Annotated in this window: 13 protein-coding genes; 11 read left to right on the top strand and 2 right to left on the bottom strand. The window is 60.0% G+C overall.

Annotated features, from left to right (window positions below):
- Positions 1-176: 176 nt before the first annotated feature.
- Entirely contained in the window at positions 177-1208 is a 1032-nt protein-coding gene (gene rsgA, locus NL116_RS29410; RefSeq protein WP_074873186.1) for a small ribosomal subunit biogenesis GTPase RsgA, read from the bottom strand.
- A 107-nt stretch (positions 1209-1315) separates the two neighbouring features.
- On the opposite strand from rsgA, the gene orn reads away from it, so the two are divergent.
- Together orn and NL116_RS29400 are read left to right on the top strand one after the other, a co-directional pair.
- On the top strand, positions 1316-1858 hold the full coding sequence (gene orn / locus NL116_RS29405; protein WP_007995036.1) for an oligoribonuclease: 543 nt from the start codon (positions 1316-1318) through the stop codon (positions 1856-1858).
- Between the two features lie 194 nt (positions 1859-2052).
- Positions 2053-2664, top strand: a complete 612-nt coding sequence (locus tag NL116_RS29400; RefSeq protein WP_494375112.1) for a trimeric intracellular cation channel family protein — start codon at positions 2053-2055, stop codon at positions 2662-2664.
- Here the strand turns inward: NL116_RS29400 and queG are convergent.
- Entirely contained in the window at positions 2646-3725 is a 1080-nt protein-coding gene (gene queG, locus NL116_RS29395; protein ID WP_494375111.1) for a tRNA epoxyqueuosine(34) reductase QueG, read from the bottom strand. The two genes, NL116_RS29400 and queG, sit on opposite strands and share 19 nt — an antisense overlap.
- Before the next feature lie 63 nt (positions 3726-3788).
- On the opposite strand from queG, the gene NL116_RS29390 reads away from it, so the two are divergent.
- The 9 genes from NL116_RS29390 to hflC all read left to right on the top strand — a co-directional run bounded on the left by NL116_RS29390 (position 3789) and on the right by hflC (position 13870).
- Complete coding sequence (locus NL116_RS29390; RefSeq protein ID WP_494375110.1) at positions 3789-5288, top strand: NAD(P)H-hydrate dehydratase; 1500 nt, start codon at positions 3789-3791, stop codon at positions 5286-5288.
- Complete coding sequence (gene tsaE, locus NL116_RS29385) at positions 5276-5746, top strand: tRNA (adenosine(37)-N6)-threonylcarbamoyltransferase complex ATPase subunit type 1 TsaE (RefSeq protein ID WP_494375109.1); 471 nt, start codon at positions 5276-5278, stop codon at positions 5744-5746. The genes NL116_RS29390 and tsaE overlap by 13 nt, the downstream gene beginning before the upstream one ends.
- Positions 5747-7189: an N-acetylmuramoyl-L-alanine amidase gene (locus tag NL116_RS29380; protein WP_494375108.1), complete on the top strand. Its 1443-nt coding sequence runs from the start codon at positions 5747-5749 to the stop codon at positions 7187-7189.
- The gene (gene mutL, locus NL116_RS29375) at positions 7186-9096 is read left to right on the top strand and encodes a DNA mismatch repair endonuclease MutL (protein ID WP_494375107.1); all 1911 of its coding nucleotides are present in this window, start codon (positions 7186-7188) and stop codon (positions 9094-9096) included. Before NL116_RS29380 ends, mutL begins: the two co-directional genes overlap by 4 nt.
- On the top strand, positions 9096-10067 hold the full coding sequence (gene miaA, locus NL116_RS29370) for a tRNA (adenosine(37)-N6)-dimethylallyltransferase MiaA (protein WP_494375106.1): 972 nt from the start codon (positions 9096-9098) through the stop codon (positions 10065-10067). The genes mutL and miaA overlap by 1 nt, the downstream gene beginning before the upstream one ends.
- Before the next feature lie 93 nt (positions 10068-10160).
- Entirely contained in the window at positions 10161-10421 is a 261-nt protein-coding gene (gene hfq / locus NL116_RS29365) for an RNA chaperone Hfq (protein ID WP_007902656.1), read from the top strand.
- Positions 10422-10433: 12 nt separating this feature from the next.
- Positions 10434-11735, top strand: coding sequence for a ribosome rescue GTPase HflX (hflX, locus tag NL116_RS29360; protein ID WP_494375105.1), 1302 nt, complete (start codon positions 10434-10436; stop codon positions 11733-11735).
- Positions 11736-11831: 96 nt separating this feature from the next.
- Positions 11832-13001: an FtsH protease activity modulator HflK gene (gene hflK / locus NL116_RS29355; RefSeq protein ID WP_494375104.1), complete on the top strand. Its 1170-nt coding sequence runs from the start codon at positions 11832-11834 to the stop codon at positions 12999-13001.
- Entirely contained in the window at positions 13001-13870 is an 870-nt protein-coding gene (gene hflC / locus NL116_RS29350; RefSeq protein WP_140668302.1) for a protease modulator HflC, read from the top strand. Before hflK ends, hflC begins: the two co-directional genes overlap by 1 nt.
- Positions 13871-14104: the final 234 nt, after the last annotated feature.

Below are 14104 nucleotides of genomic sequence, written 5' to 3'. Positions count from 1 at the left end.
TTGAATGTATGCACTTGAGAGGCCGCAACAAGGCCTGCGCGGTGAAAGAGACGAGTCCTTCAAGTGGGCGCGCCGAAGTCTTACAGAGGTGTCTGACGTTTAATCCGTGGGGAAGTGTGTAGGTCGCAACAAGCGGCCCACCGTCCCGTCAGTGTCGGGGCGGTGGGCGCGACTGTTTAGTAGCTGGTTTCCGGCAAACTGGCGATGATCGACCGATAACTGTTCATCCGTTGCTGCTGCACGCGACCTTCTTCCAGCGCCTTGAGCAGGGCGCAACCCGGTTCGCGGTCGTGCTTGCAGTCGCGGAAGCGGCAGGTGCCGATCAAGTCGTTGAACTCGATGAAACCGGCTTCGACGTCGGCACGGCTGACGTGACCCAGACCGAATTCACGAATACCCGGGGAGTCGATCAACTCACCGCCACCGGGGAAGTGGAACAACCGCGCGGTGGTGGTGGTGTGGGTGCCCTGGCCGGACAGCTCGGACAGCGGGCCGACACGGGCTTCGACTTCAGGCAACAGAGTGTTGACCAACGAGGATTTGCCGACGCCGGACTGGCCGACGAACACGCTGATGTGCCCGTCCAGTTGCGCCTGTAATTGCTCCATGCCATTACCGTGGTGCGCCGAGACTTCCAGCACCGGATAACCCAGCGTGCGGTAAACCGCCAGCAAGGCATTCAGCGCCGGGGCGTTCTGCTCGTCGATCAGGTCGAATTTGTTCAGCAGCAGCAGCGGACGAATCCCTGCGTGCTCAGCGGCGACGAGGTAACGGTCGATCAGGTTCGCGTGAGGCTCGGGCAGCGGAGCGAAGACGATGACAATCATGTCGACGTTGGCCGCAACAGGCTTGAGCTGGCCACGGCTGTCCGGACGGCAAAGTTCGGTTTTACGCGGCAGTTGCGCCACGATCACGCCGATGCCCTGGTTGCCGGCACGCCACACCACCTGATCGCCGGTCACCAGCGCAGGCAGGTTGGCGCGCAAATGGCAGCGGAACACCTGGCCCGCCAAATCGCCATCGAGCGCTTCGACTTCGACCTGCACACCAAAGTGCGCGATCACCAGGCCCGTCTGTTCGGGGCCCAGGTCGCCACCCTCAAGTGCCTCGACAGCTGAGGACTCGCGTTTGGCGGCGCGGGCAGCGCGTTCGCCCTGAATCTTTTCGATGCGCCAGTTTTGACGACGATTGAGTTGGCGTTTGGCCATGGGTGTTCCGTATCAAGAATGCAACGATTAGGTAAAACGGCCGCGAGTTTAGCACGCCCCGCCGGTTGCCTAGGCTAAACTGCGCAGCATTGCCTAGGAGCCGACACATGCAAAACCCGCAGAATCTGATCTGGATCGACCTGGAAATGACCGGTCTGAACCCTGATACCGACGTCATCATCGAGATGGCCACCATCGTCACCGACAGTGACCTGAACACCTTGGCCGAAGGCCCGGTGATCGCCATCCACCACAGTGACGAGATCCTCGCCGGCATGGACGAGTGGAACACCCGTCAACACGGCGGCTCGGGCCTGACCCAACGCGTTCGTGACAGCCGCATCAGCATGGCCGAGGCCGAAGCCGAGACCATCGCCTTCCTAGAGAAATGGGTGCCAAAGGGCAAATCGCCGATCTGTGGCAACAGCATCTGCCAGGACCGTCGCTTCCTTTATACGCACATGAAATCCCTGGAAAGCTACTTCCACTACCGCAACCTCGACGTATCGACTCTCAAAGAGTTGGCCGCACGCTGGGCACCGGACGTGCGCGACAGCTTCAAAAAGGGCAGCACCCACTTGGCCCTAGACGACATCCGCGAATCCATCGCCGAGCTGCAGCACTACCGCAAGCATTTCATCAAGTTCTGATTCAGCGGGCTCTGTGCTGGCCCCATCGCGAGCAAGCTCGCTCCCACAGGTACAGCGCCGTCCCTGTGGGAGCGAGCTTGCTCGCGATGGCGTCTTTACAGTCACCATTGATGATTGGCTAGATTCTCTGATGCCCTCTTTTGGGGCTTCGGTGAAGTGAGTAGACTGCGCGCCTTTCTGCAAGGACCGCCCCCATGTTGCTGATGCTCTACCTGATCGCCATCACCGCCGAAGCCATGACCGGCGCGCTGTCTGCCGGCCGTCGCGGGATGGACTGGTTTGGCGTGGTGCTGATTGCATGCATAACAGCGTTGGGCGGCGGCTCGGTGCGTGACGTACTGCTCGGCCATTACCCGCTGACCTGGGTCAAACACCCGGAATACCTGGTGCTGACCTCGGTCGCCGCCATGGTGACCGTCTTCACCGCACGCTGGATGCGTCACCTGCGCTCGCTGTTCCTGGTGCTCGACGCTGTGGGCTTGGTGGCGTTCACCCTGATCGGTTGCATGACCGCGTTGGAAATGGGCCACGGCATGCTGGTGGCGTCGGTCAGTGGCGTGATCACCGGCGTATTCGGCGGTATCTTGCGCGATATCTTCTGCAACGACATCCCGCTGATCTTCCGCCGAGAGCTCTACGCCAGTGTCTCGTTCGCGGCGGCGTGGTGCTACATGCTCTGCATCTATCTGGAATTACCTGGCGAACAGGCGATTTTGATCACGCTGTTTGGCGGTTTTCTACTGCGATTGCTGGCGATTCGTTTCCATTGGGAAATGCCGAAGTTCGTCTACAACGACGAAGCCTGACGGTTGGCGTGTTGCTTGAGCGCCCATTCGACGTGTTCGCGCACCAACTCCGAGGGGTAATCCCTGCGGGCTTTCAGCGCTTCCAGCACGGGAATGCTCGACGGCGCATTGCCCAACCCCACCGCCAGGTTACGCAACCAGCGCTCATAACCCGCCCGGCGTAACGGCGAGCCTTCAGTGCTGCTGAGGAATTTATCCTCGTCCCACATGAACAGCTCAGCCAGTTCCGCATTGTCCAGATTGTGCCGGGGCTTGAAGTCGCTTTCGCCGGACGGGCGGGCGAAGCGGTTCCACGGGCAGACGATCTGGCAGTCGTCGCAACCAAACACCCGATTGCCGATCAGTGGCCGCAGATCTTCCGGAATTGCACTTTTCAGTTCGATGGTCAGGTAGGAAATGCAACGCCGGGCGTCCAGTACGTAAGGGCCGACGAAGGCATTGGTCGGGCAGATGTCGAGGCACGCGGTGCAGCGGCCGCAATGTTCGGTGGCGTGGGGCGGATCGACCGGCAACGGCAGGTCGACAAACAGCTCGCTGAGAAAGAAGTAACTGCCGGCCTTGCGATTCAACACCAGGGTGTTTTTGCCGATCCAGCCGAGACCGGCCTGTTCGGCGATGGCTTTTTCCAGTACCGGGGCGCTGTCGACGAAGGCGCGGAAACCAAACGGGCCAATTTGCGCCTGAATTTTGTCGGCCAGTTGTTGCACGCGTTTACGAATCAATTTGTGGTAATCGCGTCCCAAAGCATAACGCGAGACGTAGGCTTTTTCCGGTTGCGCCAGCAATTGCGCCATTTGGGTGTCGCCGGGCAGGTAGTCCATGCGCAGGGAAACCACGCGCAAGGTGCCGGGCACCAGCTCTTCGGGATGGGAGCGTTTGCTGCCGTGGGCGCCCATGTAGTCCATTTCGCCGTGATAGCCGGCAGCGAGCCAGCGCTCCAGATGCTGCTCATGCTCGGCCAGGTCCAGGCCGCTGATGCCGACTTGCTGAAAGCCCAGCTCGCGGCCCCAGTCCTTGATGGATTGGGCGAGGGCGGGCAGGTCTGTAGTAATTGCGGGCATGAGGCGAGAGAAACCGGAGCTGAGGTGCGTATAATTCTGCCAGACATCGGAGCCCGAAGACGCATGCCGCACACTAAAGATAATTTACCCGACGCGCTGTATAGCGCTGCGCAGGTCCGTGGGCTGGATGCGAGTCTGATCGCGGCCGGCACACCGGGCTTCGAGTTAATGCAGCGCGCGGCGCGGGCGACCTGGCGGGCGATGGTCCGGCAATGGCCGTCGGCCAATGAATTGACGGTGCTGGCCGGTCATGGCAATAACGCCGGCGACGGTTATCTGGTGGCGGTACTGGCCAGGCGTGCGGGTTGGTCGGTTCGCGTGTTGGCGGTGGGCGATCCCCAGCGTCTGCAGGGGGATGCAGCGTTGGCGTATGCCGAGGCGGTGTCGCAAAAAGTAAAGATCGAACCCTGGTCTGCACAATCCGGATTGCGCGGCGTCGTGCTCGATGCTTTGCTCGGCACCGGTCTGACGGGTGAGGTGCGTGCGCCTTGCGCTGATGCTATCGCGGCGATCAATACCTGCGGGTTGCCGGTGGCGGCGGTGGATATCCCTTCGGGCCTTTGCGCCGATACCGGTCGAGTCCTCGGTGTGGCAGTGCAAGCCGATCTCACCGTAACCTTCATCGGCTTGAAGCTGGGGCTGTTCACCGGTGATGCTGCAGACTGCGTCGGTGAACTGGTTTTCAATGATTTGCACGCCGATCCACGGTTGGTCGAGGCTGCTGCGATCAGCGCCCGGCGTCTGACGGCCGGCAACCTGCCGCGTCTTGCGCCGCGAGCGCCGACATCCCACAAAGGCAAATTCGGCCATGTGTTGCTGATCGGGGGCGATCTCGGCTTGGGTGGCGCGATCCTGCTGAGCGCACAGAGCGCCCTGCGCACCGGCGCCGGTATGGTCTCCGTGGCAACCCGCAGTGAGCATGTACCAGCCGCGCTGGCGAGACTGCCTGAAGCCATGGTGCTGGGGGCTTCATCGGCCAACCAATTGATGGAACTGCTGCAAAAGGTTTCCGTGCTGGTGGTCGGCCCCGGCTTGGGGCAGGCTTCCTGGGGGCGCAGTTTGCTGTCGGCGGCGGCCAATGCACCCTTGCCGCAAGTCTGGGACGCCGATGCGTTGAACCTGCTGGCCGAAGAACGGGTGAGTTTGCCCAAGGACTGCGTGATCACGCCGCATCCGGGCGAAGCGGCGCGGTTGCTGGGGGTCAGCACCGCTCAAGTGCAGGCTGACCGCCCGGCAGCGGCGCATGCATTGAGCAAAAAATATACAGCGGTCGTGGTGTTGAAAGGCGCCGGCAGCCTGATCGCCGGTCCCGATGGGCGCCTTGCCGTGTGTCATCAAGGTCATCCGGCCATGGCCACCGCGGGGTTGGGTGATGTGCTGGCCGGTTTGGTGGGGGCGCTGCTGGCTCAAGGCATGCAGGCGTTTGACGCTGCGTGTCTGGCAGTCTGGCTGCACGCCAATGCCGGTGAGCAACAAGGTAAAAATGGCCGTGGGCTGGCGGCCAGTGATCTGATTCCGGCCATTCGTCTGTTGTTGGAGGAGCAAGCACCGTGTCTGAAGTAACCCTGTACCTGGCTGATGAAGAGGCGATGACAGACTTTGGTGCGCGCATCGCAAAAACCACCCAAGGGCACGGTCTGATTTTTCTGGAAGGGGACCTGGGGGCGGGTAAAACCACGTTGTCGCGGGGTATCATCCGCGGTCTGGGGCATGAAGGGGCCGTGAAAAGTCCGACCTTCACCTTGGTCGAGCCCTATGAGATCGGCGACATCCGCGCCTTCCATTTCGACTTGTACCGATTGGTCGATCCGGAAGAGCTGGAGTACCTCGGCATTCGCGACTATTTCGACGACGACGCGCTGTGCCTGATCGAATGGCCCGATAAAGGTGCAGGCTTTTTGCCAAAGCCCGACCTGACCATTACCATTAGCCCGCAAGACAGCGGGCGTTCGCTGAAAATTTTATCCCGGGGCTCGCGCGGCGAGGCCTGGTGTGCCGCTTTGGCATTGGAATTCAATTAAATGATGGGGTCAGGTATGCGCTTTCGCGCGATGGTAGCTGCCGTAGGAGTGTTGTTTTTGGCGGTGACCGTCGACGCTGTGGCCGATACAAAGGTCAACAGTGTTCGCCTGTGGCGGGCGCCGGACAACACACGGCTGGTGTTCGACCTGACCGGGCCTGTGCAGCACAGCGTGTTCACCCTCACCGCTCCGGATCGACTGGTGATCGACATCAATGGCGCGACACTCGGTGCGCCGTTGAACGTCAACACCTCCAATACCCCGATTACTGCGATGCGCTCGGCTCAACGCACGCCGACCGACCTGCGGGTAGTGATCGATCTGAAAAAGGCCGTGACCCCGAAAAGCTTCTCCCTGGCTCCAAACGCTCAGTACGGCAACCGGTTGGTGGTCGATCTGTTTGATAACGCCGCCGACGCGTCGCCGTCGCCAACCCCGAGCCCGACGCAGACCCCTTCGGTCGCCACGATGCCGGCCGTGCCCGTCACGCCTGTTGAGCCCGCTATCAAGCTCCCACCTGCACCGGCTGGCAAGCGCGACATCCTTGTGGTGATTGACGCCGGCCACGGTGGTGAAGACCCGGGCGCCTCAGGTTCTCGTGGTCAGAAAGAAAAAGATGTGGTCTTGGCCATCGCCCGTGAGTTGCAGCGTCAAGTCAACGGCATGAAAGGCTTCCGCGCCGAACTGACCCGTACCGGCGACTACTTCATTCCGCTGCGCGGCCGAACCGAAATCGCCCGTAAGAAAGGCGCTGACCTGTTCGTTTCGATCCACGCCGACGCCGCGCCGTCGGCCGCCGCCTTCGGTGCGTCGGTGTTCGCCCTGTCTGATCGCGGTGCGACTTCGGAAACAGCCCGCTGGCTGGCGGACAGTGAAAACCGCTCCGACCTGATTGGCGGTGCGGGCAACGTCAGCCTCGATGACAAGGACCGTATGCTCGCGGGCGTGCTGCTCGACCTGTCGATGACGGCGTCGTTGACGTCCAGCCTGAACGTGGGCCAGAAAGTCCTGAGCAACATTGGTCGGGTCACGCCGCTGCACAAGCAGCGTGTGGAACAAGCCGGGTTTATGGTGCTGAAGTCGCCAGATATCCCGTCGATCCTGGTGGAAACCGGGTTCATCTCCAACTCCAACGAAGCGTCCAAACTGGCCTCCTCCAATCACCAGCAGGCGCTGGCGCGTTCGATCAGCAGCGGCGTGCGCCAGTTCTTCCAGCAGAATCCACCGCCGGGCACTTACATTGCCTGGCTGCGCGACTCCGGAAAAATCGCTCAAGGCCCACGTGATCACCGGGTCAGCCCGGGTGAGACCCTGGCAATGATTGCCGTGCGCTATCAGGTGTCGCCGGCCACGCTGCGCAGCGCCAACAACCTGTCCAATGATGAGCTGAAAATCGGTCAGCACCTGACCATTCCGGGCACCGAGCTGGCGGCGAAAGAATGAACCAGGTCGTGATCAACAGTGCGCGCATCGAGCTGCTCAGCCCGCGACTGGCGAACCAGATTGCCGCCGGCGAGGTGGTCGAACGTCCGGCTTCGGTGATCAAGGAGCTCCTGGAAAACAGCCTCGACTCCGGCGCCAAGCGCATCGATGTCGATGTCGAACAGGGCGGCGTCAAGCTACTGCGCGTGCGCGACGATGGCAGTGGTATTTCTGCCGATGACCTGCCGCTGGCCCTGGCGCGACACGCCACCAGCAAGATTCGTAATCTGGAAGACCTTGAGCAGGTCATGAGCCTCGGGTTTCGGGGCGAAGCACTGGCATCGATCAGCTCCGTGGCGCGCCTGACCCTGACGTCCCGCACCCGCGATGCCGATCAGGCCTGGCAGGTCGAAACCGAAGGCCGGGACATGGCGCCGCGCGTGCAACCAGCGGCCCATCCGGTCGGCACCTCAGTGGAAGTGCGCGACCTGTTTTTCAATACCCCGGCGCGTCGCAAGTTTCTCAAGACCGAAAAAACCGAATTCGATCACCTGCAAGAAGTGATCAAACGACTGGCGCTGGCGCGGTTTGATGTCGCGTTTCACCTGCGCCACAACGGGAAAACTATTCTCAGCCTGCATGAAGCCCATGACGACGCTGCCCGCGCCCGGCGTGTGGCGGCAATTTGCGGTTCAGGTTTTTTGGAGCAGGCGCTACCGATCGAAATCGAGCGCAACGGCCTGCATTTGTGGGGCTGGGTAGGATTGCCGACCTTCAATCGCAGCCAGGCAGACTTGCAGTACTTCTTCGTGAATGGCCGCGCGGTGCGTGACAAGCTGGTGGCCCACGCGGTGCGCCAGGCCTATCGCGACGTGTTGTTCAATGGCCGGCATCCGACGTTCGTGCTGTTTTTCGAAGTGGATCCTGCAGGCGTCGACGTCAACGTGCACCCGACCAAGCACGAAGTGCGCTTTCGTGACGGGCGCATGGTTCACGATTTCCTCTACGGCACCTTGCACCGCGCCTTGGGCGATGTGCGGCCGGAAGACCATTTGACCGCACCGGTAGCGACGGCCATCGTCCGACCGACCGGCCTCGATGCCGGTGAGTTCGGTCCGCAGGGCGAAATGCGTCTGGCGGCCAATGCGCTGCTGGAGCAGCCCCAGGCTCAGCCGTCGTTCAATACCCCGGCCGGTTCAGGGGCGGGCGCCGGTTATCAGTATCAATACACACCACGGCCTCAATCCGGCGTGCCGGTCGCCGAGGCCCAGGCCGCGTATCGTGAATTCTTCGCGCCGTTGCCCGAGGCCAATGCAGTCGCACTGCCGGCCGGGCAGGATGATATTCCGCCGCTGGGTTACGCATTGGCGCAGCTCAAAGGCATCTACATCCTTGCGGAAAATGCTCAGGGGATGGTGCTGGTGGACATGCATGCGGCTCACGAGCGGATCATGTATGAACGCCTGAAAATCGCCATGGCCAGCGAAGGCCTGAGCGGCCAGCCGCTCCTGGTGCCGGAATCCCTGGCGGTGAGTCAGCGTGAAGCCGATTGCGCCGAAGAGCACGCTGCGTTGTTCCAGCGTCTGGGCTTTGAATTGCAGCGCCTGGGGCCTGAATCCCTGGCCATCCGACAGATCCCGGCCTTGCTCAAGCAGGCGGAAGCCAATCGACTGGTCAGTGATGTCTTGGCAGATTTAATGGAATATGGCACCAGCGATCGGGTCCAGGCGCATCTGAATGAATTGCTCGGGACCATGGCCTGCCATGGCGCGGTTCGTGCGAATCGGCGCCTGGCGATCCCGGAAATGAACGGTCTGCTGCGCGACATGGAAAACACCGAGCGCAGCGGTCAATGCAACCATGGCCGACCGACCTGGACCCAATTGGGCCTGGACGATCTGGACAAACTGTTCTTGCGCGGTCGTTGATGAGCCAGCTTCCTCCAGCGATTTTCCTGATGGGCCCGACTGCTGCGGGCAAGACCGACCTGGCCATCGAGCTGACCAAGGTCCTGCCGTGCGAACTGATCAGTGTCGATTCGGCGCTGGTCTATCGGGGCATGGATATCGGCACCGCCAAGCCTTCGAAAGAGATCCTCGCTGAATTTCCGCACCGTTTGATCGACATTCTCGACCCGGCCGAGAGCTATTCCGCCGCCGATTTTCGTCGTGATGCCCTGGAAGCGATGGCCGAGATCACGGCGCGGGGAAAAATTCCGCTGCTGGTGGGCGGAACAATGCTCTATTACAAGGCGTTGCTCGAAGGACTGGCGGACATGCCGGCGGCGGACCCGCAGGTGCGTGCGCAGATCGAGGAGGAGGCTGCACGCCTTGGCTGGCAAGCGCTGCACGAACAATTGGCAGTGATTGACCCTGAGTCTGCTGCGCGCATTCATCCAAACGATCCGCAGCGACTCAGTCGGGCACTGGAAGTTTATCGCGTCAGCGGTCAGAGCATGACCGAGCTGCGACTGAGACAATCTGTGCAAAGTACCGAAGCAGCCGCTTCGGGACTGCAACAATTGCCCTATACTGTCGCGAACTTGGCCATTGCTCCGGCAAATCGCCAGGTACTGCACGAGCGAATTAAACAAAGATTCACGAATATGCTGGAACAGGGATTCATTGACGAGGTCGTAGCCCTGCGTAAGAGAAGTGACCTGCATTCCGGGTTGCCGTCTATACGTGCGGTAGGCTACCGACAAGTCTGGGATTACCTGGATGGCAAGCTGACGCAAGCCGAGATGCAGGAGCGGGGAATCATTGCCACGCGCCAATTGGCAAAGCGTCAGTTCACCTGGCTGCGCAGTTGGGCTGATATACACTGGCTGGACAGCCTTGATTGCGACAATCTGCCGCGCGCCTTGAAATACTTGGGGACCATCTCCATATTGAGCTGAGTCCTTGCAATTGCCGTCTATCCTTGGGGGTGTGACGGCTAAAGTCATCTGTTTACCTATTTTTTATATTGAATCCTTAAAGGAGTGCGGCACATGTCAAAAGGGCATTCGCTACAAGACCCTTACTTGAATACTTTACGTAAAGAGAAAGTTGGGGTGTCTATCTACCTGGTCAACGGGATCAAACTGCAAGGCACGATCGAGTCTTTCGACCAGTTCGTTATCCTGCTGAAAAACACCGTGAGCCAAATGGTTTACAAACACGCTATCTCGACAGTGGTGCCGGTTCGTCCAATTCGTCTGCCAAGCGCAACCGAATCCGAAGCAGGTGACGCTGAGCCAGGTAACGCCTGATAGGAGTCTCCTTTGTTCTTTGAGCGCCACGGTGGTGGTGAGCGAGTGATCCTCGTTCACTTGGATGGACAGGACCCTGAGGCGCGCGAAGATCCGCAGGAGTTTCAGGAACTGGCTAATTCGGCGGGCGCCGAGACCGTTGCGTTTTTTAACGTGCCGCGTCATCGGCCAACCGCCAAATTCCTCATTGGCAGTGGCAAGGTCGAGGAACTGCGCGACCTGGTCAAGGCCGAAGAGGCCGATCTGGTAATTTTCAATCACATCCTCACGCCCAGTCAGGAACGTAACCTCGAACGTGTTTTCGAGTGTCGCGTGATCGACCGTACCGGTCTGATTCTCGATATTTTCGCCCAACGCGCCCGCACCCATGAAGGCAAGCTCCAGGTAGAACTGGCCCAGCTTGACCACATGAGCACCCGGCTGGTTCGTGGCTGGACTCACCTCGAGCGCCAAGGTGGCGGTATCGGCATGCGTGGCCCCGGTGAAACCCAGCTTGAAACCGACCGTCGTTTGTTGCGGGTTCGCCTGCGACAGATCAAGGGCCGGCTGGAGAAGGTGCGCAGCCAGCGTGAACAGTCGCGACGTGGCCGTATGCGTGCGGATATCCCTACCGTGTCGCTGGTGGGGTATACCAACGCCGGTAAATCCACGCTCTTCAATAACGTGACGAAATCCGACGTATACGCGGCTGATCAATTGTTTGCCACGCTGGACCCGACCCTGCGCCGTCTGGATCTGGACGACCTGGGGCCGATTGTCCTGGCGGACACGGTAGGTTTCATTCGTCACTTGCCCCACAAGCTGGTCGAGGCATTTCGGTCTACCCTCGAAGAGTCGAGCAACTCCGACCTGTTGTTGCACGTGATCGATGCGGCCGAGCCGGATCGCATGTTGCAGATCGAGCAGGTAATGGTGGTACTGGGCGAGATTGGTGCCCAGGACTTGCCGATACTCGAGGTCTATAACAAACTCGATTTGCTTGAAGGCGTTGAGCCACAAATCCAGCGCGACGAAAACGGCAAACCCCTGCGGGTGTGGCTGTCGGCGCGTGATGGCACGGGCTTGGAATTGCTTGAACAAGCCATTGCAGAATTACTCGGCAGTGATCTGTTTATCGGTACCTTGCGCTTGCCGCAACGATTCGCTCGATTGCGTGCGCAATTTTTCGAGCTCGGAGCGGTGCAGAAAGAAGAACACGACGAAGAAGGCATCAGCTTGCTGGCCGTTCGCTTGCCACGGATCGAGTTGAATCGATTGGTGAGCCGCGAAGGTTTGCAGCCGAATGAGTTCATCGAGCAACACACTTTGCAATAAAAGCCTGAGAAAGCGGTTGTGCCGTGGTGACAGGCATTCTGTAGCATTGGTCGGCGCGCCGTGGGTGCGTCTTTGCTTTATCAGATGGAGAGCGCTATGGCTTGGAATGAGCCGGGTGGCAACTCGAATAATCAGGATCCTTGGGGTGGCAAGCGCCGCAATAACGGCGACCGCAAGGGACCACCGGATCTCGACGAGGCCTTCCGAAAGCTGCAGGAAAGCCTGAACGGGTTGTTCGGTGGTGGTAAGAAACGTGGTGATGACGGAGGTGGTTCGGGCAAGAGTGGCGGCTTGGGCGGCATTCTTGGTGTCGTACTCGTCGTGCTGGCGGCTGTCTGGCTGTACAGCGCGGTCTATGTCGTCGACGAGCAGGAGCAAGCCGTGGTGCTGCGCTTCGGCAAGTACTACGAAACCGTCGGCCCGGGCCTGAACATCTATTTCCCGCCGATCGACAAGAAGTACATGGAGAACGTGACGCGCGAGCGTTCGTACACCAAGCAAGGCCAGATGCTGACCGAAGACGAGAATATCGTCGAAGTGCCGCTGACCGTGCAGTACAAGATCAGCAACCTGCAGGATTTCGTACTGAACGTCGACCAGCCGGAAATCAGCCTGCAGCAGGCGACCGACAGTGCCTTGCGCCATGTGGTGGGTTCCACCGCGATGGACCAAGTGCTAACCGAAGGTCGTGAGTTGATGGCCAGCGAAATCAAGGAGCGTCTGCAACGCTTCATGGATACCTATCGCACAGGCATCACTGTTACACAGGTGAACGTTCAGAACGCCGCGGCGCCCCGTGAAGTACAGGAAGCCTTTGATGACGTGATTCGTGCCCGTGAAGACGAGCAGCGTTCGCGCAACCAGGCTGAAACCTACGCCAACGGCGTTGTGCCGGAAGCCCGTGGTCAGGCCCAGCGCATTCTTGAAGACGCCAACGGTTACCGTGATGAAACAGTATCGCGCGCCAAGGGTGAGGCTGATCGCTTCACCAAATTGGTCGCCGAATACCGCAAGGCCCCTGAAGTCACCCGAGAACGTCTGTACCTGGACACCATGCAGGAAGTCTTCACCAACACCAGCAAGGTCCTCGTGACCGGCAACAAGAATGGCCAGAGCAATCTGCTGTACTTGCCGCTGGACAAGATGATTCAGAGCGGTTCTGGCGGTAATGCACCGGTAACCGGTTCGGCAGCAGCCAGTAGCAATTCGGATGTCGCGCCACATGTCACTGACCAGCCGCAAGCGCGCACAAGGGAGACCCGCTGATGAGCAATAAATCGCTGATCGCCCTGATTGTTGGCGTCGTTGTGGTGTTGGTAGGCTGGAATTGTTTCTACATCGTGGCTCAGACCGAGCGCGCGGTGTTGCTGCAGTTCGGTCGCGTGGTCCAGGCGGATGTTCAGCCAGGGCTGCATGTGAAAGTGCCTTACGTTAACCAGGTGCGCAAATTCGACGCACGCCTGATGACGCTGGATGCACCGACACAGCGCTTCCTGACGCTGGAAAAGAAAGCCGTCATGGTCGATGCCTTTGCCAAGTGGCGCGTGAAAGATGCCGAGCGCTTCTACACCGCGACTTCCGGCCTCAAGCAGATTGCTGACGAGCGCCTGTCCCGTCGTCTCGAATCGGGCCTGCGTGACCAGTTTGGCAAGCGCACCCTGCACGAAGTGGTTTCCGGTGAACGTGACGCGCTGATGGCGGACATCACCGCTTCGCTGAACAAAATGGCGGAAAAAGAACTGGGCATCGAAGTTGTCGATGTTCGGGTCAAGGCCATCGACCTGCCGAAAGAAGTGAACCGCAGCGTGTTCGAACGTATGAGCACCGAGCGTGAGCGTGAAGCTCGCGAGCACCGCGCCAAGGGTAACGAGCTGGCAGAAGGCATCCGTGCCGACGCTGATCGTCAACGCCGCGTGTTGCTGGCTGAGGCTTATCGTGAATCTGAAGAGGTTCGAGGTGACGGTGACGCCCAGGCTTCTTCGATTTACTCCAAGGCCTACGGCCAGGACCAGGAGTTCTACGCGTTCTACCGTAGCCTGCGTGCCTACCGTGAAAGCTTCGCGAACAAATCCGACGTATTGGTCCTCGACCCAAGCAGCGACTTCTTCCGTTACCTGGAAAAAGCCAAGCCTTGATACTGCGTTGACCTGAATCATCCCCCGCCTGGCGGCTAAAGTCTCGGGCGGGGTGATCCTTTGGGAAAACGTGTGTATGATGCGGCAGCCGGGAAATTCCCGGCTTTTTTGCGTCTGCACGGTTGATTGCTGTTTTTATGCAGGCTCAACAGGTTATTCGAGGAAAGTGATTGGCGAAGCCGGTTCAAGGCTTTTCGCCGTGTCGTCCATGCGCGTGGTTTGCACATGAGCCGA

Source organism: Pseudomonas sp. FBCC-B1667, from assembly GCF_059133255.1.
The sequence above is the reverse complement of the archived record's forward strand: the minus strand, read 5'-3'. Positions and strand labels throughout refer to the sequence as shown.